The following is a 26,051-nucleotide window of genomic DNA, read 5'->3' as shown; positions in this document are numbered from 1 at the left end:
ATTCAGCATTCCCATTCGGAACGGCTGAACAGGTAACCCTTGCCCCACACGGTCTTGATCTTGCGCGCCTCGCCGGCGTGGTCGTCGAATTTGCGCCGCAGCTTGGAAATCGCCACGTCCACCGAGCGGTCGGTGCCGTTGAACTCGATGCCCCGCAGGCGTTGCAGGATCTGGTCGCGGCTCAGCACCTCGCCGGCATGCCGGGCCAGCACCACCAGCAGGTTGTATTCGCCGCTGGACAGCTCCACCAGCTGGTCGCGCCAGCTCACGGTACGCTCCGACAGGTCGATGCACAGGTTGCCCATGAGGATCCGGTCGCTGGCGGTCTGCGGCTCGCCGAGGCTGCTGCGGCGCAACAGGGTGCGCACTCGCGCCAACAGTACGCGCGGCTCGCAAGGCTTTGTCACATAATCGTCGGCGCCCATTTCCAGACCCAGCACCTGATCATGGCTATCATCACGGGCGGTCAGCATCAGGATCGGCAGCGACGCCGAATCGGCCCGCAGCAGGCGGCAGACCTGTAGGCCGTCCAGGCCGGGCAGCATCAGGTCGAGAATCACCAGGTCCGGCGGGTTGACCCGCGCCCGTTCGCGCACCTGGTCGCCGCGGCTGATGACATTGACCTGATAGCCGTTGCGCTCCAGGTAACTGGCGATCAGTTCGGAGAGCGCGGAGTCGTCTTCGACCAGAAGGATGTTGGGCATGGGGATTGAAGTCTTTGAGTGAATAAAAACACAGCGACAACGTTCCTTAGAATGTTCCCTGGGAAGCCGTCGCCCGATCAGCGAGGCACAAAGGATATACAACCTCGCGCGCACCCGAGCATTCGTTTCACACTTTTTCACACAGCACCTACACAGCTTCACAGCGGTCCTGGCGGCATGCCCTTAGCATGCCGCAGTCATCATTGGGGTATCAGCATGTCGAAAAACCTGTTTGCGCCGTTCTGCCTGTTGTTGCTGGCAGCCGCGCTGAGCGCTTGCGACCGGGCCTCCACCGCCGAAGAGCAGGCGCCGTTGGCCAAGGTCCGGATCGAAACCGTCGAGACTCGCCCATTGTCGATCAGCAGCGAACTGAGCGGGCGCATCGCCGCGCCGCGTATCGCCGAGGTCCGTGCACGGGTGGCCGGGGTGGTGCTGCAGCGGACCTTCCGCGAAGGCACCGACGTCAAGCAGGGCGACGTGCTGTTTCGCATCGATCCGGCGCCGTTCAAGGCCGACCTCGACAGCGCCCTGGCCAGCCTGCGCAAGGCCGAGGCCAACGCCTTCCAGGCCCGCTTGCAGGAGCAGCGCTACGCCCAGTTGATCGAAGACCAGGCCATCAGCGCCCAGGAATACGACAACGCCCGGGCCAACGCGCGCCAGACCGCCGCCGACGTAGCCGCCAACCAGGCCGCCGTGCAGCGCGCCAGGCTGAACCTGGGTTATGCCACCGTCACCGCGCCGATTTCCGGGCGCGTCGGCCGCGCCCTGGTCACCGAAGGCGCGCTGGTGGGCCAGAACGAGACCACGCCGCTGGCGCTGATCCAGCAGCTGGACCCGATCCACGCCGACCTCACCCAGTCGACCCGCGAGCTCAACGACCTGCGCCGCGCCTTCCGCGCCGGTCAGCTGCAGCAGGTCGGCCAGGACCAGGCCAAGGCCACGCTGATCCAGGACGACGGCAGCCTCTACCCGCTGCCGGGCAAGCTGCTGTTCGCCGACCTCAGCGTCGACCCGAGCACCGGCCAGATCATCCTGCGCAGCGAGTTCCCCAACCCGGACCTCGACCTGCTGCCCGGCAGCTTCATTCGCGTACGCCTGGAGCAAGCGGTGAACCGCCAGGGCATCAGCGTGCCGCAGCGGGCCATCCAGCGCGACAGCGCCGGCATCGCCCAGGTGCTGCTGGTGGATGCCGAGCAGCGGGTGGTGCAGCGTCCGGTGCAACTGGGCGCCGTGCAACAGGACCGCTGGATCGTCAGCGAAGGCCTCAAGGCCGGCGACCGTATCGTCGTCGAGGGCCTGCAGCACGCCCGTCCGGGCGAAAAGGTGCAGATCGACGACAGCCCTCTTCCCCTTGCCCAGACCACTGGACAGTAGGTAGGAACCCTCATGCCGCAATTCTTTATCGACCGTCCGGTGTTCGCCTGGGTGGTCGCCCTGTTTATCCTGCTGGCCGGCGCCCTCTCCATCCCGCAGTTGCCGGTGGCGCAGTACCCCAACGTCGCCCCGCCGAGCATCGAGATCTACGCCGTGTACCCGGGCGCCTCGGCGCAAACCGTGGACGAAAGCGTGGTCAGCCTGATCGAGGAGGAGCTCAACGGCGCCGACCACCTGCTGTACTTCTCGTCCCAGAGCAGCCTGGGCAGCGCCACCATTACCGCCACCTTCCAGCCGGGCACCAACCCGGAAATGGCCCAGGTCGACGTGCAGAACCGCCTCAAGGTGGTCGAGCCGCGCCTGCCGCAAGCGGTGACCCAGCAGGGCCTGCAGGTGGAAAAGGTGTCGGCCGGCTTCCTGCTGCTGATCACCCTCACCTCCAGCGACGGCAAGCTCGACGACACCGCGCTCAGCGATTACCTGGCGCGCAACGTGATGAACGAGATCCGCCGCCTGGACGGGGTCGGCAAGGCCCAGCTGTACGGCGCCGAGCGCGCCATGCGGGTGTGGATCGACCCGCAGAAGCTGATCGGCTTCAACCTGACCCCGGCCGACGTCAACGCGGCGATCGTCGCGCAGAACGCCCAGGTCTCGGCCGGCAGCATCGGCGACCTGCCGAGCCACTCGAGCCAGGAAATCACCGCCACGGTCTTGGTCAAGGGCCAGCTGTCGACCCCGCAAGAGTTCGCCGACATCGTCCTACGGGCTAATCCGGACGGCTCCACCGTGCGCATCGGCGACGTCGCCCGGGTGGAAGTCGGCAGCCAGGAATACCAGTTCTCCACCCGCCTCAACGGCAAGCCTTCCACCGCGGTCGGCGTGCAGCTGTCGCCGGGAGCTAACGCCCTGAGCACCGCGACTCTGATCCGGGCGAAGATGGACGAGCTGTCGCGCTACTTCCCGGCTGGCGTGGAATACAAGATCCCCTACGACACTTCGCCCTTCGTCAAGGTCTCGATCACCAAGGTGGTCTACACCCTGGGCGAAGCCATGTTGCTGGTGTTCGCGGTGATGTTCCTGTTCCTGCAGAACATCCGTTACACCCTGATCCCGACCCTGGTGGTGCCGGTGGCGCTGATGGGCACCTTTGCCACCCTGCTGGCGCTGGGTTTCTCGATCAACGTGCTGACCATGTTCGGCATGGTCCTGGCCATCGGCATCCTGGTGGACGACGCCATTGTGGTGGTAGAGAACGTCGAACGGATCATGGCCAGCGAGGGCCTGTCGCCCAGGGAGGCGACGCGCAAGGCGATGCAACAGATCACCGGTGCCATCGTCGGCATCACCCTGGTGCTGGTGGCGGTGTTCCTGCCGATGGCCTTCATGCCGGGTTCGGTGGGCGTCATCTACCAGCAGTTCTCGCTGTCGATGGCCACCTCGATCCTGTTCTCGGCCTTCCTCGCCCTGACCCTGACCCCGGCCCTGTGCGCCACCCTGCTCAAGCCGATCGCCAAGGGCGAGCACCATGAAAAAGGCGGCTTCTTCGGCTGGTTCAACCGGCGCTTCGAAAACCTCAGCGACGGCTACCAGCGCTGGGTCGCCTACGCGCTGAAACGCTGCGGCCGCTACCTGCTGGTGTACGGCGTGCTGCTGGTGGGCCTGGGGCTGCTGTTCAGCCGCCTGCCCTCTTCGTTCCTGCCGGTGGAAGACCAGGGCTACACCATCACCGACATCCAGCTGCCCCCGGGCGCGAGCAAGAACCGCACGATCCAGGTGGTGGAACAGATCGAGGCGCACAACGCCAGCGAGCCGGGGGTCGGCGACAGCACGGTGATTCTCGGCTTCAGCTTCTCCGGCAGCGGGCAGAACGCCGCGCTGACCTTCACCACCCTCAAGGACTGGTCGCAGCGCGGCAGCGACGACTCGGCGCAATCCATCGCCGACCGGGCCAACGCAGCCTTCAGTGAAATCAAGGACGCGGTGTCCTACGCCGTGCTGCCACCGCCAGTGGACGGCCTGGGCACCTCCAGCGGCTTCGAGTTCCGCCTGCAGGACCGCGGCGGCCTCGGCCATGCCGCGCTGATGCAGGCCCGCACCGACTTGCTGGCCGCCGCGGAAAAGAGCCCGATCCTCGCTAACGTGCGCGAAAGCGCCCTGGCCGAGGCGCCGCAGGTGCACCTGGAAGTCGACCGCAAGCAGGCCAATGCCCTGGGCGTGTCCTTTGCCGACATCGGCAATGTGCTGTCCACCGCGGTCGGTTCCAGCTACATCAACGACTTCCCCAACCAGGGGCGGATGCAGCGAGTGGTGGTCCAGGCCGAGGGCGATCGACGCAGCCAGGTGGAAGACCTGCTGAAGATCAACGTGCGCAACAACCTCGGCAAGATGGTGCCGCTGTCGGCCTTTGCCCAGGCGCGCTGGACCCAGGGCCCGACCCAGTTGACCCGCTACAACGGCTACCCGGCCATCAGCATTTCCGGCGAGCCGAGCGCGGGCCACAGCACCGGCGAGGCCATGGCGGAAATCGAGCGCCTGGTCAGCCAGCTGCCCACCGGCCTGGGCCAGGAATGGACCGGCCTGTCGTTGCAGGAACGTCTGTCCGGCAGCCAGGCGCCGCTGCTCCTGGGGCTGTCGCTGCTGATCGTGTTCCTGTGCCTGGCGGCGCTGTACGAGAGCTGGTCGATTCCGACATCGGTGCTGCTGGTGGTGCCTCTGGGCGTGCTTGGCGCGGTGCTCGCGGTGACCCTGCGCGGCATGCCCAACGATGTGTTCTTCAAGGTCGGGCTGATCACCATCATCGGCCTGTCGGCGAAAAACGCGATCCTGATCATCGAGTTCGCCAAGAGCCTGTACGACGAAGGCCACGACCTGGTGGACGCCACGGTGCAGGCCGCGCGCCTGCGCCTGCGGCCGATCGTCATGACCTCGCTGGCCTTCATCCTCGGCGTGGTGCCCCTGGCCATCGCCAGCGGCGCCAGTTCGGCCAGCCAGCAGGCCATCGGCACCGGGGTGATCGGCGGCATGATCACCGCGACCCTGGCGGTGGTATTCGTGCCGGTGTTCTTCGTGGTGGTAATGAGGCTGGTCCAGCGCAACGGCAAAAAAGCGGTGAGCATCACGACACCAGGAGCGGCCGAATAGTCATGCGGCGGCGGGTCTTCAGCGTATCGCGTGATCGTTGAAGGCTTATCAAGCCGCCGTTGAAGACTCATCGCGAGCAAGCTTCGCTCCTCCACAAAAGCCATGTAACCGCAGGGGCCACCGCCCCTGCGGCGACGGCATGCTAAGGTTTGCGGCAAATCCGCCACTGCGAGCCGCCATGTCCCTTCTTGTACGTACCCACCCTCGCCTGACCCTCGGTGCCTTTATCGGCCTGGCCGCGGGCGTCCTGGTGCCGGCCGACCTGCTGATCAGCAAGATTCTCATCGGCTGGAACGCCGGGGTCTGGAGTTACCTGGCGCTGATGTGCTGGCTCACCGCGCGGTCCAAGGCCGACGACGTCAAGCGCATCGCCGAGGTCGAGGACGAAAACGCCGGGCTGGTGCTGTTCATGGTCTGCATCGCGGCCATCGCCAGCCTTGCCGCCATCACCCTCTCGCTGTCCGTCAGCAAGGACCTGGAAACCGGCCGGCGCCTGCTGCACTACGCCTTTACCGGCCTGACGGTGATCGGTTCCTGGTTGCTGATCGGGGTGATCTTCAGCGTGCACTACGCCCGTCTCTATTACACCTGGGGCGGCAAGGAACCGGCGCTGCGCTTTGCCGAAGGCCTGACTACCCCCAATTACTGGGACTTCCTGTACTTCTCCTTCACCATCGGCGTGGCGGTGCAGACCGCCGACGTCGGCGTCGCCACCCGCGAGTTGCGCAAGATCGTCCTGGCCCAGTCGCTGATCGGTTTTCTGTTCAACACCGCGATCCTCGGGTTTTCCATCAATATTGCCGCCGGGCTGTTCAGCTGATGCCGCACAAATGTTCTAGATCTGCCCCGGCCGGCGGGCGCTAACTGGCGGTCCCGCCCTCGTCACGGATATTCCATGAACGCGCACAACTGGATCGATCTGGCCCAGGACGCCGACACCGGCATCGAGACCCTGCGCGCCCATTTCACCGGCCATGCCTACGACCCTCACTGGCATGACAGCTACCTGGTGGGCGTGACCGAAGAAGGCGTGCAGCAATTCCACTGCCGGCGCGAGCGTTTTCACAGCACCCCGGGCAAGGTGTTCCTGCTCGAGCCCGGGGAAATCCACGACGGCGATGCCCCCACCGAAAGCGGCTTCACCTACCGCATGCTGTACCTCGACCCGCACTGGCTGGAGCGTGAGCTGAGCGCGCTGTTCGAAGAGGCGCCGGCCGACAGCCAGCTGAGTTTCGCCACCACCCTGGCCAGCGACCAGCGCCTGGCCCTGGCCACCAGCAATGCCTTCCACAGCCTGCACCACGGCGAGCTGCGCATCGTCCGCCAGAGCGCCATGGACCAGTTGCTCGACCAGCTCACCGGCCACCTGCACTGGCGCAAGCGCTACCACGCAGACCCGCGCCAGCCCCTGGTGGCGCACAAGGCCCGCGACTACCTGCATGCCCACGCCCAGCAGGACATCAGCCTGGACGAGCTGGGCGCGGTCTGTGGCGTCGATCGCTTCCGTCTGACCCGCGCCTTCAAGGCCGCCTATGGCCTGCCGCCCCACGCCTACCTGGTGCAATTGCGCCTGGCCAAGGCCCGGCGCCTGCTGGCCCGCGGCGAACAGCCGGCCGAGGTGGCCATGGCCCTGGGGTTCGCCGACCAGAGCCATATGGGCCGCTGGTTCGTCCGCGCCTATGGCCTGACCCCGGCGGCCTACCGCAAGCGCTGCTCAAACCTTCCAGACACCTGAACCCGCACCGGCGAAGATCGGCTCCCTCGATCTTCACTGGAGCCTGCCCACGATGTTCTCCTTCTTACCTTCCCTGCCCAGCCTGCTGCCCTTCCTGCTGTTCGCCTTCGTGGCCTCGATCACCCCGGGGCCGACCAATATCCTGGTGCTGAGCAACAGCGCCCGCTACGGCTTCAAGGCCGCGCTGCCGATCGTGCTCGGCGCCTGCGTGGCCGCCGCCGGCATCGTCATGCTGGTGGGCAGCGGCCTCGGCCGCACGCTGATGGAAGTGCCCGGCCTGCCGAACGCCATGCGCTGGGCCGGGGTGATCTGGTTGAGCTACCTGGCCTGGCAGATCTTCCGTGCCCCGGCCGCGTCCCTCGCCCCACAAGCGCACACCCACCACCGGCGCCTGGGCCTGCTCGGTGCCGCCAGCCTGCAATTGGTCAACCCGAAAACCTGGATGATGGCCCTGGCCGTGATCAGTGTGTTCGCCGGCAACGGCAGCGAACGCCAGGACCAGGTGTTGTACCTGTCGCTGGTGTTTTTCCTGGTGTCCCTGCCCTGCCTGGGCGCTTGGGCGCTGCTTGGCGCCGGCTCCGCCCGGCTGCTGCGTTCGCCCCTGGCGTTGCAGCGTTTCAACCAGGGCATGGCGCTGTTGCTGCTGGCCTCGGCCTGGGCGAGCCTGTGGGCCTGAGGCCAGCGAGTCGCCCCAGTGCAAGAGCCGGTCGCCTCAGGGCGCTTTCATAACGGCCAGGGTTACCTACAGTGGCGAGCACGGCGCACTAAAGACGCCGCTCCCGACAATAACAACCTGCCGGACGAGACCCTCTGATGAAAACCCTGTTCAAGCCTTGTCTCCCGCTGCTCTGCGGCGCCCTGCTCCTCAGCGCCAACGCCTGGGCCAGCGAGCCCGCCTCCTGCAAGACCGTGCGCATGGGCGTGGTCAACTGGACCGACGTCATCGCCACCAGCGGCATGGCCGACGTGCTGCTGACCGGCCTCGGCTACGAGAGCAAACAGACCAGCGCCGTGCAGCAGATCATCTTTGCCGGCATCCGCGACAAGCGCCTGGACATCTTCCTCGGCTACTGGCAGCCGGCGATGGACAAGAACATCGCGCCGTTCCTCGAGGCCGGGCAGGTCAAGGTCCTGGACAGGCCCAGCCTGGCTGACGCCCAGGCCACCCTCGCCGTGCCGGACTATGTCGCCGCCGCAGGCCTGAAGACCTTCGCCGACATCGCCCGCTTCAAGGAGCCACTGGGCGGCAAGATTTATGGCATCGAGCCCGGCAGCGGCGCCAACACCACCCTCAAGACGCTGATCGACAGCGACCGCTTCGGCCTCAAGGGCTTCAAGCTGGTGGAGTCCGGCGAGGCCGGCATGCTCGCGGCGGTGCAACGGGCGATCAACCGCAAGGAGTTCGTGGTCTTCGTCGGCTGGACCCCGCACCCGATGAACATCAACATGCGGATCGCCTACCTGACCGGCAGCGAAGACGTCTACGGCCCCAACGAAGGCGCGGCCAGGGTGTCCACCGTCACCGCGCCGGACTACGCCGAGCGCTGCCCCAACGTCCAGCGCCTGCTGCAGAACCTGACCTTCAGCGCGGCCCAGGAAAGCCAGCTGATGGTGCCGATCATGGAACGCAGGACGCCCCAGGACGTGGCGCGGCAATGGCTGCGCGAGCACCCCGAAGACCTGCAACGCTGGCTGGCCGGGGTCAGCAGCTTCGAGGGCAAGGACGGCGTGGCGGCGGTGCAGGCCAGCCTGAAATAGTGGCGCCCTGCCGGTCTCATCGCGAGCCAGCTCGCGATTGCCCTCTTCCAGACAACGGACACTCCCGCCCATGCGCCACTACCCGCTCTCTCGCCAACTCGCCGCCTTCGTCGAGCGCACCCTGAGCTTCGCCAGCCCCGACAACAGCCCCCAGGGCCTGCGCGATAGCTACAGCCGCATGTGCCGTGCCTTCACCCCGCCCCGTCCCGAGGGCCTGCGAGTCAGCGAATTGCAACTGGCCGGGGTGCCGGCGCGCGCCTATTGCCCCGCCATTCCGATGCCCGCGCAGGGCTGGCCTTGCCTCTTGTACCTGCACGGTGGCGGCTGGATGGTGGGCGACCTGGATTCCCACGATTTCATCACCGCCTACCTGGCGGCGCAGTTGCAGGTGCTGGTGATTGCCGTGGATTACCGCCTGGCGCCCGAGCATCCGTTTCCCGCCGCCTTCGACGATTGCCTGGCGGCCTGGCGCGCCTTGCAGGCCGGCGCCAGCGCCTTTGCCCTGGATGCCCGGCGGCAGCTGGTGATCGGCGACAGCGCCGGCGGCAACCTCGCCGCGGCCTTGTGCCTGGCCCTGCGCGATAGCGGCGAACAGCTGCCCGCCGCCCAGGTGCTGCTGTACCCCAGCCTCGGTGGCGCCGCCGACCTGCCCTCGCGCAGCCAGTGCGCCGACGCGCCGCTGCTCGGCAGCAATGACCTGGACGCCTACCAGGCCCTGTACCTGCCCAGCCCGGAACGGCATTCGCCTTATGCCCGACCCTTGCTGGCCACGGACTTGCGCGGCCTGCCCGCGGCCTTTATCGCCCTGGCGCAGTTCGACCCGCTGCGCGACGACGGCTCGCTGTATCACCAGCGGCTGCTGGCCGCCGGCGGCCACAGCCAGCTGTACCCGGGCCTCGGCCTGGTGCATGGCTGCCTGCGCGCCCGGGGCCTGGCGCCGGAGGTGGATGCGCTGTATGGCGCCCTGCTCGACTATCTGCGTGGCTGCCTCGAATAGTCTTTCTCCGGGAAACCGCGTGGTCTTTATCGCGGGCAAGCCTCGCTCCTACGAAGAGCCCATCACGCGCATGACTTCCCTCATAGGCGCGAGGCTTGCCCGCGATCACCCGCAACGCCGGTGCCAGACACCTCCTCTGCCGAAGAAGACCGCCCGCAATCGACTGCATGACATTTTTTTCATGCCGCTGGCGCTGATCGCGCTTGACGACGAAAGCGCTTTGCTGTTTCCTGAAACCGGTTTCAGCGATGCGGCAGAACGTCGCACCTGGAGCGGATACACCCCATAACAAGAACGCTAAAGACAGGTCACCGCCCGTGAACAGTTTTTCCGCCGCCCAGCGCAGCCGCGTCACCATGCTCGATGTCGCCGAACGCGCCGGGGTCTCCAAGGCCAGCGTGTCGCGCTTTATCGGCGAAGACCGCGCCCTGCTCTCCGATGCCATCGCCCTGCGCATTGAACAGGCCATCAGCGAGCTGGGCTACCGCCCGAACCAGATGGCCCGTGGCCTGAAACGCGGGCGCACGCGCCTGATCGGCATGCTGGTGGCCGATATCCGCAACCCCTATTCGATTGCCGTGATGCATGGCGTGGAAACCGCCTGCCGCCAGCACGGCTACAGCCTGGTGGTGTGCAACACCGACCGCGACGACGAGCAGGAGCGCCAGCACCTGGCCAACCTGCGCTCGTACAACATCGAAGGCCTGATCGTGAACACCCTGGGCCATCATCTGGACGAGCTGCGCGAACTGCACCGGGAAATGCCCATGGTCCTGGTGGACCGCAAGGTCGAGCAGCTGCACAGCGACCTGGTTGGCCTGGACAACCCGCAAGCCGTGCGCAGCGCCATCGAACACCTGCAAGAACGCGGCTACCGCGACCTGCTGCTGGTCAGCGAACCCCATGACGGCACCAGCTCGCGGATCGAACGCAGCAACAGTTTCAAGGCGCAGATCGAGCAACGCCCGGCGTTGCAAGGCGCGGCGGTGGAAACCGGCGCCGCGCTGAACCAGCAGCTGCAACAGTTCCTCGCCGCCCCCGGCCCTGGCCCGAAAGCGCTGTTCTGCGCCAACGGCGTCGCCGCCCTGGCCGCGACCCGAGCCTTGCGCGAGCTGGGCTGCCCGCTGTTCGACGAGATCGGCCTGATCGCCCTCGACGACCTCGACTGGTACCCGCTGGTGGGCAGCGGCATCACCGCCCTCGCCCAACCCACCGAACGCATCGGCGCCAGCGCCTTCGAGTGCCTGCTCAAGCGTTTGCGCGGCGATGTCGAGCCGCTGCGGATGCTGGACTTCCCGGCCGAGCTGATCGTCCGCGGTTCCACCCGGCAACAAGGAACCCTGTAACTACTGATCGACTGGGGAATCGCGCTGCCGGTGTAGCCGCTGCCGAGCCTGCGAGGCTGCGATCGGCAACGCAGTTGCCGCAAAACCTGCGTCCGCGATCTGCCTGGAAAACGCTTCGGCCGGGTTACCACGGCTACGCCGCCGATCGCAGCCTGCGGCAGCGGCTACAGGGAACGGCGCAGGCATGAAGATAGGGAAATGAGCTTCTTTTTGGGGGCTTTTTTTGAGAAGAAATGAAACCGGTTTCAGAGGTCATGACCATGAATAAATCGCCTGTCTCCATCAGCCTGTCCAGCTACGGCGCCGACCGCGTCCGTGAGCAGGGCCAGGGCAGTTTCATCGAGGTGCTGGCCGCCGCCGGCGCGTCGCGCATCGAATGGCGCGAAGAGCTGCTGACCGTCGAAGACCCGTCCCAGCTGGCCCGGGCCACCCGCGAGCGGCAACTGGAAAGCGTGTTTTCTTCGCCGCTGGAACTCTGGGTGGCCGGGCGTTCCCGGGCCAACCCGCTGCTGGAACAGGCGCTGCAACGGGCCGAAGCCTTCGGCGCAAAAAGCCTCAAGGTGTCCCTGGGGTATTTCACCGAGCACAACGACCTGCCCCAGCTGGCCCTGCTGCTGGCGCAGTCCCCGGTGCAATTGCTGGTGGAAAACGACCAGACCCTGCACGGCGGGCGCATCGAACCCTTCCAGCGCTTCTTCGCCGAGGTCGAGCGCCATCGCCTGCCGGTGCAGATGACCTTCGACATCGGCAACTGGCAGTGGCAGGACCAGTCCGCCTCCGTCGCCGCGCGCCTGCTCGGCCGGTATGTCGGCTACGTGCACTGCAAGGCCGTGGCCCGGCGCGCCGACGGCAAGCTGGTAGCGATACCGCCGGGCACGGCCGACCTGCACCTGTGGGAACAATTGCTGCGGCACATGACTCAAGGCGTGACCCGGGCCGTGGAATACCCGCTGCAAGGCGAAGACCTGGTGCAGCTGACCCGCGAACACGTCGCCACCCTCGCCCGCCTCGGCCAGTCCCGCCTGGAGCACGCCCATGTCTGAGCTCGATATCCTGTCGTTCGGTGAAACCATGGCGATGTTCGTCGCCGAACAGAGCGGCGACCTGGCCCGGGTCGGCCACTTCCACAAACGCATCGCCGGCGCCGACAGCAACGTGGCCATCGGCCTGTCGCGCCTGGGCTTCAAGGTCGGTTGGCTGAGCCGGGTCGGCGCCGACTCCCTGGGGCGCTTCGTCGTCGACAGCCTGCAGGCCGAAGGCGTGGACTGCCGCTTCGTCGCCACCGACCGGCAACACCCCACCGGTTTCCAGCTCAAGTCCCTGGAGGAGCACGGCGACGATCCGCGGGTGGAGTACTTCCGCCGCGGTTCGGCGGCCAGCCACCTGAGCGTCGCCGACATCGACCCCCAGCTGCTGCGCGCCCGGCACCTGCACGCCACCGGCATTCCCCCGGCGCTTTCGGCCTCGGCCCGGGAGCTGTCCCACAGCCTGATGAGCAAGATGCGCGCGGCCGGCCGCAGCGTGTCCTTCGACCCCAACCTGCGACCCGGCCTGTGGGGCAGCGAACAACTAATGATCGAGGAAATCAACCGCCTGGCCGTGCTCGCCCATTGGGTGCTGCCGGGCCTGAGCGAAGGCCGCCTGCTGACCGGCTATGAAGACCCGGCCGATATCGCCGCGTTTTACCTGGACCAGGGCGTCGAAGTCGTGGCGATCAAGCTCGGTGCCCATGGCGCCTACTACCGCACCCCGTTGCACGAAGGTTTCGTCGAAGCCGTGCCGGTGACCCAGGTGGTCGACACCGTGGGCGCCGGCGACGGTTTCGCCGTCGGCCTGATCAGCGCCCTGCTGGAGAACCACAGCGTCGCCGAGGCCGTGCAGCGCGCCAACTGGATCGGCAGCCGCGCGGTGCAGAGCCGCGGCGACATGGAAGGTCTGCCGAGCCGCGATGAACTGCCCGTGGCCGCCGCGCAAGCGCTCGCCAGCCGGCCCACGGCAACGGAAACCGTACAAGCCCTATAGCGACAAAACCGTGAAGACACCTCAACCCGACTGAACCAACGCGTTACCTGTTGCGACAAAAACAACAAGCTCAGGAGCACCCTTATGCAAACGCTGAAACTCGCCACCCGCCGCTGGTGGTACATCATGCCCATCGTGTTCATCACCTACAGCCTGGCGTACCTGGACCGCGCCAACTATGGGTTCGCCGCCGCCTCCGGGATGGCCGCCGACCTGATGATCACCCCGGGCCTGTCGTCCCTGCTCGGCGCCTTGTTCTTCCTCGGTTACTTTTTCTTCCAGGTACCGGGGGCGATCTACGCGCAAAAACACAGCGTCAAGAAGCTGATCTTCGTCAGCTTGATCCTCTGGGGCGGCCTGGCCACCCTCACCGGCGTGGTGTCCAACGCCTATTGGCTGATCGCCATCCGCTTCATGCTCGGCGTAGTCGAGGCCGCGGTGATGCCGGCGATGCTGGTCTACCTGTGCCATTGGTTCACCCGGGCCGAACGCTCGCGGGCCAACACCTTCCTGATCCTCGGCAACCCGGTGACCATGCTCTGGATGTCGGTGGTCTCGGGGTACCTGGTGGAGCATTTCAGCTGGCGCTGGATGTTCATCATCGAAGGCCTGCCGGCGGTGCTCTGGGCCTTTATCTGGTGGCGCCTGGCCGATGACCGCCCAAGCGCGGCGAAGTGGCTCAGCGACCAGGAAAAACACGACCTGGAAAGCGCCCTGGCCGCCGAACAGGTGGGCATCAAGGCGGTGAAGAACTACGCCGAAGCCTTCCGCTCGCCCAAGGTGATCATCCTCGCCCTGCAGTTCTTCTGCTGGAGCATCGGTGTCTACGGCTTCGTCCTGTGGCTGCCGTCGATCCTCAAGCATGGTGCGCAGATGGACATGGTCGAGGCCGGCTGGCTGTCGGCGCTGCCTTACCTGGCCGCGGTGATCGCCATGCTCGGGGTGTCCTGGGGCTCGGACCGGATCCAGAAGCGCAAGCGTTTCGTCTGGCCGCCGCTGCTGATCGCCTCCTTCGCCTTCTACGGCTCCTACCTGCTGGGCGCCGAGCACTTCTGGTGGTCCTACAGCCTGCTGGTGATCGCCGGCGCCTGCATGTACGCGCCTTACGGTCCGTTCTTCGCCATCGTCCCGGAGATCCTCCCGGCCAACGTCGCCGGCGGCGCCATGGCGCTGATCAACAGCATGGGCGCCCTGGGCTCGTTCGGCGGCTCCTATCTGGTGGGCTACCTGAACAGCGCCACCGGCTCGCCCGGCGCCTCCTACCTGCTGATGAGCGGCGCGCTGCTGCTGTCGGTGCTGCTGACCCTCTTTCTCAACCCGGGCGCCAGCGACCGCCAGCGCAGCGCGCTGCCGGCACGTCGCCGCCTGGCGCATTCCTGAATCGAACAAGGTGAACCCCATGAAAAAACAGGTCGTGCTGTACAAGAAACTCTCGCCGCCGCTGATGGCCCGCCTGCATGAGCAGGCCCAGGTGACTCTGATCGAAGACCTCAGTGCCCAGGGCCTGGCCAAGCTGCGCGGCGCCCTGCCCGCCGCCCAGGGCCTGCTCGGCGCCAGCCTGCGCCTGGATGCAGAACTGCTGGACCTGGCGCCACGCCTGGAAGCGGTGGCCAGCGTGTCGGTGGGCGTCGACAACTACGACATCGACTACCTGACCCGCCGCGACATCCTGCTCAGCAACACCCCGGATGTGCTCACCGAAACCACCGCCGACACCGGTTTCGCCCTGATCCTGGCCAGCGCCCGGCGCGTGGTGGAGCTGGCCAACCTGGTGCGTGCCGGCCAGTGGAACCGCAATATCGGCCCGCTGCATTTCGGCAGCGACGTGCACGGCAAGACCCTGGGCATCATCGGCATGGGGCGGATCGGCGAAGCCCTGGCCCAGCGCGGTCATTTCGGCTTCGGCATGCCGGTGATCTACCACAGCAACAGCCCGAAACCGGCGGTGGAGAAGCGTTTCGGCGCCCGCTACTGCAGCCTCCCGGAACTGCTGCAACAGGCCGACTTCATCTGCCTGACCCTGCCGCTGACGGAGCACACCCAGGGTCTGATCGGCCGCGAAGAGTTCGCCCTGATGCGCCCGGAAAGCATCTTCATCAATATTTCCCGGGGCAAGGTGGTGGACGAACAGGCGCTGATCGAAGCCTTGCAGCAACGGCGGATTCGCGCCGCCGGGCTGGATGTGTTCGAGCGTGAACCCCTGGGCCACGACTCGCCGCTGTTGCAGCTGAACAATGTGGTGGCCACCCCGCATATCGGCTCGGCGACCTTCGAGACCCGCGAAGCCATGGCCCGCTGCGCGGTCGACAACCTGCTGGCGGCCCTGGCCGGCCAGCGCCCGGCCAACCTGGTCAACCCCCAGGCCTGGGAGCGCCGCAAGGCTGCGGTGTGACGCTGTGACCGTCCGATCCACCCTGTAGCCGCTGCCGCAGGCTGCGATAGGTCCGCAGGACCTCGGCGTCTTGAAGATCGCCACGACCGTTCCGGTCGATCGCAGCCTGCGGCAGCGGCTACAGGGACAGCGACGTTTCGACGATCGCAGCCTGCGGCGGCTACAGGATCAGCGGCGTTTTGAGGATCGGCCTTCGAGCAGGTCCTGGGTGCAACGCACGATCCGCTGGCAGGCGTCCGCCAGACGCTGTTGATCCACCACCAGGCCGATACGGATATGCCCCGCCGCGCTGGGGCCGAAGGCCTCGCCGGCGAGTACCGAGACGCCGTGCCCTTCCAGCAGCAGCTCGGCGAATTGCTGGGCGCCCAGGCCGGTTTCCCGCACATCGACCATGACGAACATGCCGCCATCGGGCTTGACCGGCTTCAACCCCGGGCATTGGCTCAGTTGCGCGCACACCAGGTCGCGGCGCTGGCGATATTCCTCGCGCATCTGTTCCAGTTCCGGCAGGTCGGCGTCCAGCGCCACTACCGCGGCGTTCTGCACGAAGTCCGGCAACCCGTACAACATGCACAGCGCCAGATGGCTCAAGTGCCCGGCCAGGGCCTGGGGCGCCACCACCCAACCGACCCGCCAGCCGGTCATGGCATGGGACTTGGACAGGCTGTTGATGGTCGCCGTGCGTTCGGCCATGCCCGGCAGGCTGCCGGGGCTGATGTGTTCGCCGTCGAACAGCAGATCGCTGTAGACCTCGTCGGAGATCAGCCACAGGTCATGCTCGACGCACAGGCGCGCCAGGGCCTGCCAGATTTCCCGGGACAGGCTGGCGCCGGAGGGGTTGTTCGGGCTGTTGAGCATCAGCGCGCGGGTCTTGGGCGTGATGCGCGCGGCGACCGCGGAGGGCTCGACGCGAAAGCCGTTCTCCGGGCGCACCGGAATCGGCAACACCTTGGCCCCGCAAGCACCGAATACCCCTTCGTAGGTGACGTACATCGGCTCGGCGACCAGCACCTCGTCGCCGGGGTCGAGCAGGCACTGGGCCACGGAAAACACCGCGCATTGCGCCCCTGGCAACACCACCACGTGCTCGGCGTCCACCGCCTGGCCGCTGCGGGTGGCATGGCGGTGGGCGATGCGGGTGCGCAGCGAACGATTGCCGCGCACCTCCGAATAGTGGGTGTCGCCCGCCAGCAGGCTATCGATGGCGGCCTGGACGATCGGCCGCGGGGTGTCGAAATCCGGGTCGCCGATGGTCAGCAGCAGCACATCGACGCCCTCCTCGCGCAGTTCCAGGGCGCGGTAGTGAATCTGCCAGGCCGCGGCACCTTCGCCGGCGATCCGTTGGGTCAGGGCTGAATAGCGCATCTCGCTCTCCTTGGGCACGCATTCCAACAACCCTAACTCAAATCACAAAGCGCGCCACCATCGCATTCAAATCCACCGCCAGGCGCGACAGCTCGTGGCTGGCGGCACTGGTCTGGTTGGCCCCGGCGGCCGACTGGGTGGCCAGGTCGCGGATATTCACCAGGTTGCGATCGACCTCGCGGGACACCTGGGCCTGCTCTTCCGAGGCGCTGGCAATCACCAGGTTGCGCTCGTTGATCAGGTTGATCGATTCGGCGATCTGCTCCAGGGCCACGCCGGCGGCGCGGGCCATTTCCAGGGTGCTCTGGGTGCGTTGGTTGCTTTGCTGCATCGACTGCACCGCCTCGCCCGTGCCGTTCTGGATGCCGGCGACCATCTTTTCGATTTCCTGGGTCGATTGCGCGGTGCGATGAGCCAGCGCCCGCACCTCGTCGGCCACCACCGCGAAGCCGCGCCCGGCCTCGCCGGCGCGGGCCGCCTCGATGGCCGCGTTGAGGGCCAGCAGGTTGGTCTGCTCGGCGATGGCGCGGATCACGTCGAGCACCTTGCCGATGTCGCGGCCCTGGGTGGCCAGGCCTTCGATCATCACCGAAGTGCTCTGCACGTCGTGGGTCATGGTCTGGATCGCGTCGACGGTTTCCACCACCCGGTCGCGGCCTTCGCGGGCGGCCTGGGTCGACTGGTGCGAGGCTTCGGAGGTCGACACGGCGTTGCGCGCCACCTCTTCCACGGCGGCGGTCATTTCGTTGACGGCGGTGGCCGCCTGTTCGATTTCGTTATTCTGCTGCTGTAAGCCACGGGAGGCTTCCTCGGTGACCGCGCTGAGTTCTTCCGAGGCCGAGGCCAGCTGGGTGGCCGAACCGGAGATCTGCTCGATGGTCTTGCGCAGGTTGCCCTGCATCTCGTTCAGCGCCACCAGCAGGCGGGCCGGCTCGTCCTTGCCGTCGACCTCGATGGCCTGGGTCAGGTTGCCCGCGGCGATGGTCTGCGCGGCCAGCAGCGCGCGGTTCAACGGGGTGACGATGCTGCGGGTCAGCAGCAGGGCCAGCACCACCGTGAGCAGGGCCGCGACCACCGCCACCGCGATGATGCCGATGATGGCGCTGCGGTAATGCTCACCGGCCATATCCGAGGCCTGGGTGGCCCCGGCCTTGTTGATCGCCACCAATTTGTTCAGTTGCTCGCCCATCTGGTCGGTGCCGTCCTTGATCCGCGTGTTGATCAGGGTGCGCAGCTCCTCAAGCTTGTTCTGTCGCGACAGCTCCAGCATGTCGTTCTGCGCCTGCAGGTACTTTTCCAGGGTGGCCGCGAAGGTCTTGTACAGGGCCACTTCCTCTTCTCCCGCCGGCAAGGCGGCGTAGCTGGCCTGGGCCTGCTTGAGCTTGTCCACCAGCGCGCCGATGCGCGTCTGCGCTTCCTGCAGGCCGGCCGGCTCGCGGTTGACCAGGACCCGGAACGAGAGAATCCGCAGGCGCAGCACGTTTTCGGTGACGTTGCCGAGGAACCCTACGCTGGGCAGCTGGTTGCTTTCCATTTCCAGGGAGGCCTGTCGGATGATCGACATGCGGTTGACAGCGAACACACCCAGCGCGATGACCAGCAACGCGATGAACGCAAAACCGAGGAAAGCTCGAGGCGCGATATTCATATTACGTAGGGACATAGGATGACTCTCGGGATATTGAGGACTGCGAGCATCCATGCACTGAACCCTGTCACCAGCGGCGGCTGGCGGCCTGACAGGTGGGCGCCACTGTTGTAGTTGGTCTGTGGGCCTAATAGCGATATCGGCCGGGCTTTAGGTTTTTTGCAGGCCCCGGCGAAAATATTTTTCGTCGCCGCGAAAGTGTTTCAACGGTGAAACGGGTGGCCTTGCCGGATCGGTTCCGCGTCCATGCCCGGCCCCGTGACCTACTCCATGACCAACCCCATGACCAACCCCATGAAAAGTGCAATTCATTCGCCGGAAAAGCCATTCAGTCGCCGTCCCGTCCTGCCCATCATGGGCCCCAGCTCGCAATGGCAATTCATAACAACAACGACTGGAGTGGATGATGAAACCCGAAGACTTCCGTGCCGAGACCAACCGCCCGCTGACCGGCGCCGAATACCTGGCCAGCCTGCGCGACGATCGCGAAATCTACATTTATGGCGACCGGGTCAAGGATGTGACCCGCCACCCGGCGTTCCGTAACTCCGCCGCCTCCATGGCGCGCCTCTACGACGCCCTGCACGACCCCGAGACCAAGGACAAGCTGTGCTGGGCCACCGACACCGGCAACGGCGGCTACACCCACAAGTTCTTCCGCTCGGCGAAAAGCGCCGACGACCTGCGCCAGCAGCGCGACGCCATCGCCGAGTGGTCGCGCCTGACCTACGGCTGGATGGGCCGCAGCCCGGACTACAAGGCCGCCTTCGGCAGCGCCCTGGGCGCCAACCCGGAGTTCTATGGCAAGTTCGCAGACAACGCCCGCACCTGGTACACGCGCATCCAGGAAGCCTGCCTGTACCTCAACCACGCCATCGTCAACCCGCCGATCGACCGCGACAAGCCGGTGGACCAGGTCAAGGACGTGTTCATCTCGGTGGACGAGGAAGTCGAAGGCGGGATCATTGTCAGCGGCGCCAAGGTGGTGGCCACCAACTCGGCCCTGACCCACTACAACTTCGTCGGCCAGGGTTCGGCGCAGCTGTTGGGCGACAACACCGACTTCGCCCTGATGTTCATCGCGCCGATGAACACCCGCGGCATGAAGCTGATCTGCCGCCCGTCCTATGAACTGCAGGCGGGCATGACCGGCTCGCCGTTCGACTACCCGCTGTCCAGCCGCTTCGACGAGAACGACGCGATCCTGATCATGGACAAGGTGTTCATCCCCTGGGAAAACGTGCTGATCTACCGCGACTTCGAACGCTGCCGGCAGTGGTTCCCGCAAGGCGGTTTCGGCCGGCTGTTCCCGATGCAGGGCTGCACCCGGCTGGCGGTCAAGCTCGACTTCATCACCGGGCTGCTGGTCAAGGCCTTGCAGTGCACCGGTTCCCTGGAGTTTCGCGGGGTGCAGGCGCAGGTTGGCGAAGTGGTGGCCTGGCGCAACCTGTTCTGGTCGCTGACCGACGCCATGCACGGCAACGCCAGCGAATGGCTCAATGGCGCCTTCCTGCCCAGCGCCCAGGCCTTGCAGGCCTACCGGGTACTGGCGCCCCAGGCCTACACCGACATCAAGAAGATCATCGAGCAGGTGGTGGCCAGCGGCCTGATCTACCTGCCGTCCGGCTCCCGCGACCTCAAGGACCCGATGCTCAACCAGTACCTGAGCACCTATTGCCGGGGTTCGGCGGGCATGGGCCACGAGGAGCGGATCAAGATCCTCAAGCTGCTGTGGGATGCCATCGGCACCGAGTTCGGCGGCCGCCATGAGCTGTACGAAATCAACTACGCCGGCAGCCAGGACGAAATCCGCATGCAGTGCCTGCGCCATGCCCAGGCCACCGGTTCGATGAAAGCCATGACCGACCTGGTGGACCAATGCCTGGGCGACTACGACCTCGACGGCTGGACGGTGCCGCACCTGACCAATCCGGACGACATCAACATGCTCGACCGCATCCGCCAATAAGCGCCGCCGACCTGAATGACCCGCGGGGCGCCCCCGATTGCCGGCGCCCGCGGGTTCACCCGAGGAATCTGTCATGACTCAACTCGATCCCAAGCAACAGGCTTTTCGCGATGCCATGGCGCACATGACCGCGGCGGTCAACGTCATCACCAGCAACGGCCCGGCCGGACGCTGCGGCATCACTGCCACCGCGGTCTGCTCGGTCACCGACAGCCCGCCCAGCCTGATGGTCTGCGTCAACCGCAACAGCGCGCTGAACCCGGTGTTCAAGCGCAACGGCCAGCTCTGCGTCAACGTGCTCTGCGGCGAACACGAAGAGGTCGCCCGGCACTTCGCCGGCATGACCGGGGTGGAGATGGAGCAGCGCTTCAGCCTGCACCCCTGGCGCGACGGCCAGGGCGCCCTGCCGGTGCTCGACGGCGCCCTGGCCAGCCTGCAGGGACGCATCACCGAGGTGCAGGAAGTCGGCACCCATTCGGTGATGCTGGTGCAGCTGGATGAAATCTGCGTGCGCGAACACGGTGACTCGCTGGTGTATTTCAGCCGCGGCTTCCATCGTTTGCAGCGGGCCGTCCAGGCGGCCTGATCGGCCGTTCTTCTGATCTTCTGATCTTCTGTAGGAGCGGCCGGTCGACGCTCCTACAGAAGCCGATTGCCCCGCCAACACCCCCCTCATCCTGCATCTGTAGGATAGCGATCCCCCGCCAACCCGACGATACTCGTGCCCAGGCCCTGCCCACGTCCCTGGACGTTCCGGTCCCTACTGACTCCGTGACGAAAACAATAAGAACGTCGCACAGAGGAACACCCGATGAGCCGTCATAACCATGCTCACGCCAGCCTGCTGCAAGCCTTCAGCTCGCTGACCCTGGAGTTGCAACGCCTGGCGCAGCACAAGGACATCGAACATTTCCATGGCCATGCGCTGAACCGCATCGGCCAGTTGCTGCCCTTCGACAGCGCCTGGTGGGGCCGCGCCGCGTTGATCGACGGCCTGCCGGAAGAGCACAGCTCCTACCTCCATCACTTGCCCCCCAGCTACCTGCCGGACTGGCAATCGATCAAGCACGTCGACGTCACCGTCGGCCGGGTCCATGCCCACCCGGGCCGGGCGGTGATCGTCGACATGCGCGACCCGGCCAACGGCCCCGGCCTGAACTGGCTGGGCACGACCTATGGCATCGGCGAGCTGCTGTGCGTGGTGTACATCGACCCCCAGACCCACCTCAGCGACCACCTGGCGCTGTACCGCGCCCCCGGCGCCAAACGTTTCGACGCCGACGACTGCCTGCTGCTGAACAACCTGATGCTGCACCTGGTGGCCGCGGTGTCGGCCAACCAGATCCGCACCCTGGTGGCCAGGCGCGAAACCCTCACCAGCCCGCGCAACCTGGCGCTGGCGGTGTGCGACCAGCGCGGCACCCTGCACTGCGCCGAACGCGGCTTCGTCGACCTGCTGCTCGGCGAGTGGCCGGACTGGAGCGGCCCCTGCCTGCCCGTGCCCATGACCGATGGCGGTTACGAAGGCCGGCACCTGCAATGCGAGGCCTCGCCGGTGGGCGACCTGTTCCTGCTCGCCGCCCGCGGCCGCACGCTGCTGACCCAGCTGAGCCCACGGGAAAACGACGTGGCCCTGGGCTTCGGCGAAGGCAAGACCTACAAGGAAATCGCCCGCGAGCTGGGCCTGTCGCCGAACACCGTGCGCCATCACATCCGCGCCATCTACAACAAGCTCGGGGTCAAGGACAAGACCCGCATCGCCCATCTGCTGCACGCCCCACCCGACTGACGTTTATCTCCCTCGCTGACTGACTTTCGCGCTGTCGTTTTGACGGCCACGGGCTGCTTTTGCCCTTTTTCCAGCCACTGCCGCGTACCGGCGAGCGCTTCGCCGCACAACAACTCAAAGAACAGAGGTTACGCCCATGACCAGAACGCTTGCGCAGCACACCGCCCTGGCCGTCACCAGCGCCCTGCTGAGCCTGGACGCCAGCGCCGCCGACCTTAACGCCCGCGACTTCTTCGGCGCGCCCTCGGGCACCAGCCTTGGCGTGCTGTACCTGCCGGCGACCCGCGCCGACGACTTCCACGGCCCTGCCGACAGCACCGGCAAGGCCGAGCTGAAGGTCAACGCCCTGGCCTATCGCCAGGTGTTCTTCAGCGATATCTGCGGCACCCTGTGCACCCCGCAATTCATCGTGCCTTTCGCCGATATCGACGCGCGCCTGCCCGGCGCCAATCGCCACACCGGGGAAAGCGGCTTCGGCGACCCGCAGGTCGGCGGCACCCTGTTTTTCATCAACGACCCGGCCAGCCGAACCTACAGCGGCCTGCTGACCCTGATCACCCTGCCGGTGGGCGAATACCACGGCGACAACCCGGATGTCTCGCCGGGCGCCAACCGCTGGGGCGCGACCTTCGTTTACAACTACACCCAGGGCATCGGCGAGAAGTGGGTGCTGGAAGCCAACCTCGAAGCCCAGCTCTACGCCAAGAACGACGACTACTTCGGCAGCGACCTGAAGCAGGACCCGCTGTACCGCCTGCAAGCCTTCGCCTCCTACGACTTCACTGCCAGCACCTATGGCGCCCTGCGGCTGATCCACGCCGACGGTGGCGAGCTGCGGATCAACGACCAGCGCATCGACGACACCCACAAGCGCTACACCCAGGTCGGCTTCGAGGTCGGCCACTGGCTGGACCAGCAGAACCAGCTGATGTTCGGCCTTTCGCAAAACGTCGCCACCCGTAACGGCTACCACGGCACCGACGCCTTGCTGCGCCTGGTCCACATGTTCTGAAGCGTTTTTCCGGAGCTACCCACCATGACGACCCCCATGATCGACAAGAGCCAGGCGCTCACCGGCGAGCAGCCGCACACCACGTCATCCCTGGCTTTGCTGGCGGCCATCGTGCTGTTCGCCGCCATCACCCCGACCATCCTCATGACCGCCCCGGCGGTGGCCGCGCAACTGGCCAGCCAATGGCAACTGAGCCCGTCACAGATCGGCGACCTGTTTTCCACCGAACTGGGGGCCATGAGCCTGGCCACCCTGCCCGCCTTCTGGTGGCTCAAACGCGTCGACTGGCGCCGCGCGGCGCTACTGGCCGGGGCGCTGTTCATCGTCACCAACCTGCTGTCGATCTGGGCCCAGGGTTATGGCGCGCTGCTGGCCCTGCGTTTCTGCAGTGCCCTGGCCGGCGGTTCGCTGATGATCATCTGCCTGTCCAGCGCCGCCTCCACCGCCAACCCCAGCCGGACCTACGGCCTGTGGGTCATGGGCCAACTGGTGGTCGGGGCAGTCGGCCTGAGCATTCTGCCGCGGCTGTTCGAGCATTACGGCCTGGCGGCCTGCTACCTGCTGCTGGCGCTGCTGATGAGCCTGTGCCTGCCCCTGGCGCGCTACTTTCCCCAGGGCGCGCCGACCCCGGAAAAAACCGCGGGGCAGGCCGCCGCCGCGCCGAAGTGGCAGGCCCTGTGCGGCATTCTCGGCATCCTCACCTTCTATATCAGCCTCAGCGGGGTCTGGACCTTTATCGGTTCGATCAGCGCCAAGGCCGGCATTTCCGCGCAAGCCAGCGGCGAGCTGCTAGCCGTCGCCACGGTCATGGGTATCGTCGGCGCCGGCTGCGCCTCGCTGATCGGCAATCGCCTGCCGCGCCTGCTGTTGCTGCTGTTCGGCTACAGCCTGATGGCCGGCTCGGTGCTGTTGCTGCTGGGCGCGCCGCCCCTGGCGCGCTTCGCCCTCGCCGCCCTGGTCTTCAAGTTCACCTGGACCTTCATCCTGCCGCTGATCCTCGCCTGCCTGGCCGACCTCGACCGCTCCGGCAAGCTGATGAACGCCTCCAACCTGGTGATCGGCGGCGGCCTGGCCATCGGCCCCGCGCTGGCCGGGCGGCTGATCGAAAGCACCGGCGGCTTCCAGCCCCTGCTGATCGGCGGGGCCGGCCTGACCCTGCTGTCGCTGGCGCTGATCCTCGGCTGCCGGCGCGCCCCCTGAACGCCTGAACCCCTGTAGCCGCTGCCGAAGGCTGCGATAGGTCCGAGGACCTCTGGCGCCCGGGAGATCGCAGCGACCGTTCCGGTCGATCGCAGCCTGCGGCAGCGGCTACAAATTTTCGCCCCATAGATGGATATGCCCATGACCCGTAAAACCGCGTTTTTCTTCGATGAACTCAGCCTCTGGCACAGCGCCGGGCTGCATGCGCTGACGCTGCCGGTGGGCGGCTGGGTGCAACCGCCCGCCGCGGCCGGGCACGCCGAATCGCCGGAAACCAAGCGCCGCCTGAAAAGCCTGCTGGACGTCTCCGGCCTCACCCGCCACCTGCAGGTGCGCAGCGCCACGGCTGCCAGTGAGGAAGATTTGCTGCGGGTACACAGCGCTGAGTACCTGCAACGCTTCAGGGCCCTGAGCGAGGCCGGTGGCGGCGAACTCGGCCCGCAAGCGCCGATCGGCCCGGGCAGCTACGAAATCGCCCGGCTCTCCGCCGGCCTGGCCATCGCCGCGGTGGACGCGGTGCTCGGCGGCGAAGCCGACAACGCCTACTCGCTGTCGCGTCCGCCGGGGCACCATTGCCTGGCCGACGGCGCCATGGGCTTCTGCTTCCTGGCCAATATCGCCATCGCCATCGAGGCGGCCAAGGCCAGGCGCGGCCTGGGCAAGGTCGCGGTGATCGACTGGGACGTGCACCACGGCAACGGCACCCAGTCGATCTTCGAGGAGCGCGGCGACGTGCTGACCCTTTCCCTGCACCAGGACGGCTGCTTCCCGCCCGGCTACAGCGGCGAACAGGACCGTGGCCGCGGCGCCGGGCTGGGGGCCAACCTCAATATCCCGCTGCTGCCCGGCAGCGGTCACGACGCCTACCTGCATGCCCTGCAACGCATCGTGATCCCGGCCCTGGAGCGCTTCGAACCGGAGTTGATCATCGTTGCCTGCGGCTACGACGCCAACGCGGTCGACCCGCTGGCGCGGATGCTGCTGCACAGCGACTCGTTCCGCGCCATGACCCGCCAGGTGCGCGAGGCCGCCGAGCGCCTGTGCCAGGGCCGCCTGGTGCTGGTGCATGAAGGCGGTTATTCCGAGGCCTATGTGCCCTTCTGCGGGCTGGCGACGGTCGAGGAGCTGGCCGGCATCAGGACCGCGGTGAGCGACCCGATGCTGGAGTTCGTGCAACTGCAACAGCCGAACCCGGGGTTCCAGGCCTTTCAGCGCCAGTTGATCGATGATCTGGCGCAGACCTTCTTCAACGACTAACCCGTACCTCAACCACCTTGTAGCCGCTGCCGAAGGCTGCGATCGAGCGGCACGCTCGCGGGGGGCTTGCGGGTGCTGGAGACCCTGCGGGTCTATCGCAGGCTGCGGCAGCGGCTACATCTATGGTCACCCCCCGTTTCTGCAATACTGTTCATGGATGCGTGGGTTGGCTTGCCTCAATCTATCCGGCGTCAGACTCGGTACTGCGCCTCGATGAAAATCGCGCCTGACGATCCTAAATAGGGGAACGGTTTTGAACCGTGTAGCCGCACAGGTTCTTCGTCAGGCCGGTTTGCCGTTCACGTCATCTGTTGTCCAGCATCGCAAAACCCGTTGGGTGGT

Annotated in this window: 22 protein-coding genes; 19 read left to right on the top strand and 3 right to left on the bottom strand. The window is 66.4% G+C overall.

The window, feature by feature from the left end; genetic code table 11:
* Positions 1-2 precede the first annotated feature (2 nt).
* Complete coding sequence (locus CRO75_RS22135; protein WP_009044166.1) at positions 3-704, bottom strand: response regulator transcription factor; 702 nt, start codon at positions 702-704, stop codon at positions 3-5.
* 216 nt (positions 705-920) lie between these two features.
* On the opposite strand from CRO75_RS22135, the gene CRO75_RS22130 reads away from it, so the two are divergent.
* The 13 genes from CRO75_RS22130 (at position 921) to CRO75_RS22075 (ending at position 15,469) form a co-directional block, all read left to right on the top strand.
* The gene (locus CRO75_RS22130) at positions 921-2,078 is read left to right on the top strand and encodes an efflux RND transporter periplasmic adaptor subunit (protein ID WP_009044167.1); all 1,158 of its coding nucleotides are present in this window, start codon (positions 921-923) and stop codon (positions 2,076-2,078) included.
* Positions 2,079-2,090: 12 nt separating this feature from the next.
* Positions 2,091-5,219 carry an efflux RND transporter permease subunit gene (locus tag CRO75_RS22125; protein WP_097138182.1) on the top strand — a complete coding sequence of 1,043 codons (3,129 nt, stop codon included), beginning with the start codon at positions 2,091-2,093 and terminating at the stop codon, positions 5,217-5,219.
* A 178-nt stretch (positions 5,220-5,397) separates the two neighbouring features.
* On the top strand, positions 5,398-6,039 hold the full coding sequence (locus CRO75_RS22120) for a DUF1345 domain-containing protein (protein WP_097138180.1): 642 nt from the start codon (positions 5,398-5,400) through the stop codon (positions 6,037-6,039).
* A 75-nt stretch (positions 6,040-6,114) separates the two neighbouring features.
* Positions 6,115-6,954, top strand: a complete 840-nt coding sequence (locus tag CRO75_RS22115; RefSeq protein WP_097138178.1) for an AraC family transcriptional regulator — start codon at positions 6,115-6,117, stop codon at positions 6,952-6,954.
* Between the two features lie 52 nt (positions 6,955-7,006).
* Positions 7,007-7,630 carry a LysE family translocator gene (locus CRO75_RS22110; protein ID WP_097138176.1) on the top strand — a complete coding sequence of 208 codons (624 nt, stop codon included), beginning with the start codon at positions 7,007-7,009 and terminating at the stop codon, positions 7,628-7,630.
* A 137-nt stretch (positions 7,631-7,767) separates the two neighbouring features.
* Positions 7,768-8,712, top strand: a complete 945-nt coding sequence (locus CRO75_RS22105; protein ID WP_097138174.1) for a choline ABC transporter substrate-binding protein — start codon at positions 7,768-7,770, stop codon at positions 8,710-8,712.
* Positions 8,713-8,782: 70 nt separating this feature from the next.
* Entirely contained in the window at positions 8,783-9,709 is a 927-nt protein-coding gene (locus CRO75_RS22100; protein WP_097138172.1) for an alpha/beta hydrolase, read from the top strand.
* Positions 9,710-9,728: 19 nt separating this feature from the next.
* Positions 9,729-9,998, top strand: coding sequence for a hypothetical protein (locus CRO75_RS32615; RefSeq protein WP_143503998.1), 270 nt, complete (start codon positions 9,729-9,731; stop codon positions 9,996-9,998).
* Between the two features lie 28 nt (positions 9,999-10,026).
* Positions 10,027-11,055, top strand: coding sequence for a LacI family DNA-binding transcriptional regulator (locus CRO75_RS22095; RefSeq protein WP_097138170.1), 1,029 nt, complete (start codon positions 10,027-10,029; stop codon positions 11,053-11,055).
* A gap of 260 nt (positions 11,056-11,315) precedes the next feature.
* Positions 11,316-12,098: a TIM barrel protein gene (locus CRO75_RS22090; protein WP_097138294.1), complete on the top strand. Its 783-nt coding sequence runs from the start codon at positions 11,316-11,318 to the stop codon at positions 12,096-12,098.
* Positions 12,091-13,077, top strand: coding sequence for a sugar kinase (locus CRO75_RS22085; RefSeq protein ID WP_097138168.1), 987 nt, complete (start codon positions 12,091-12,093; stop codon positions 13,075-13,077). The genes CRO75_RS22090 and CRO75_RS22085 overlap by 8 nt, the downstream gene beginning before the upstream one ends.
* A gap of 84 nt (positions 13,078-13,161) precedes the next feature.
* Entirely contained in the window at positions 13,162-14,457 is a 1,296-nt protein-coding gene (locus CRO75_RS22080) for an MFS transporter (RefSeq protein ID WP_097138166.1), read from the top strand.
* Positions 14,458-14,476: 19 nt separating this feature from the next.
* Entirely contained in the window at positions 14,477-15,469 is a 993-nt protein-coding gene (locus tag CRO75_RS22075; protein WP_097138165.1) for a D-glycerate dehydrogenase, read from the top strand.
* A 168-nt stretch (positions 15,470-15,637) separates the two neighbouring features.
* Here CRO75_RS22075 and CRO75_RS22070 read toward each other — a convergent pair whose 3' ends face one another.
* Positions 15,638-16,834, bottom strand: a complete 1,197-nt coding sequence (locus tag CRO75_RS22070) for an aminotransferase class I/II-fold pyridoxal phosphate-dependent enzyme (protein WP_097138163.1) — start codon at positions 16,832-16,834, stop codon at positions 15,638-15,640.
* 37 nt (positions 16,835-16,871) lie between these two features.
* Positions 16,872-18,497: a methyl-accepting chemotaxis protein gene (locus CRO75_RS22065; RefSeq protein ID WP_097138161.1), complete on the bottom strand. Its 1,626-nt coding sequence runs from the start codon at positions 18,495-18,497 to the stop codon at positions 16,872-16,874.
* A gap of 391 nt (positions 18,498-18,888) precedes the next feature.
* Between CRO75_RS22065 and hpaB the strand changes: the two genes are divergently transcribed.
* From hpaB to CRO75_RS22035, 6 genes are all read left to right on the top strand, one after another.
* Positions 18,889-20,451: a 4-hydroxyphenylacetate 3-monooxygenase, oxygenase component gene (gene hpaB, locus CRO75_RS22060; protein WP_097138159.1), complete on the top strand. Its 1,563-nt coding sequence runs from the start codon at positions 18,889-18,891 to the stop codon at positions 20,449-20,451.
* A gap of 73 nt (positions 20,452-20,524) precedes the next feature.
* Positions 20,525-21,037: a 4-hydroxyphenylacetate 3-monooxygenase, reductase component gene (gene hpaC / locus CRO75_RS22055; RefSeq protein WP_007930913.1), complete on the top strand. Its 513-nt coding sequence runs from the start codon at positions 20,525-20,527 to the stop codon at positions 21,035-21,037.
* Positions 21,038-21,262: 225 nt separating this feature from the next.
* A complete protein-coding gene (locus CRO75_RS22050; protein ID WP_097138157.1) occupies positions 21,263-22,240 on the top strand; it encodes a helix-turn-helix transcriptional regulator in 978 nt (325 codons plus the stop codon).
* Between the two features lie 136 nt (positions 22,241-22,376).
* Entirely contained in the window at positions 22,377-23,252 is an 876-nt protein-coding gene (locus CRO75_RS22045; RefSeq protein ID WP_097138155.1) for a transporter, read from the top strand.
* Between the two features lie 36 nt (positions 23,253-23,288).
* Entirely contained in the window at positions 23,289-24,452 is a 1,164-nt protein-coding gene (locus tag CRO75_RS22040; protein WP_097138154.1) for an MFS transporter, read from the top strand.
* Between the two features lie 141 nt (positions 24,453-24,593).
* Positions 24,594-25,709 (top strand): class II histone deacetylase, encoded by a 1,116-nt coding sequence (locus CRO75_RS22035; protein WP_097138152.1) that lies wholly within the window; start codon positions 24,594-24,596, stop codon positions 25,707-25,709.
* Positions 25,710-26,051 lie beyond the last annotated feature (342 nt).

This window comes from Pseudomonas sp. LAMO17WK12:I10, assembly GCF_900215185.1.
Lineage (GTDB): Bacteria > Pseudomonadota > Gammaproteobacteria > Pseudomonadales > Pseudomonadaceae > Aquipseudomonas > Aquipseudomonas chlororaphis.
The sequence above is the reverse complement of the archived record's forward strand: the minus strand, read 5'-3'. Positions and strand labels throughout refer to the sequence as shown.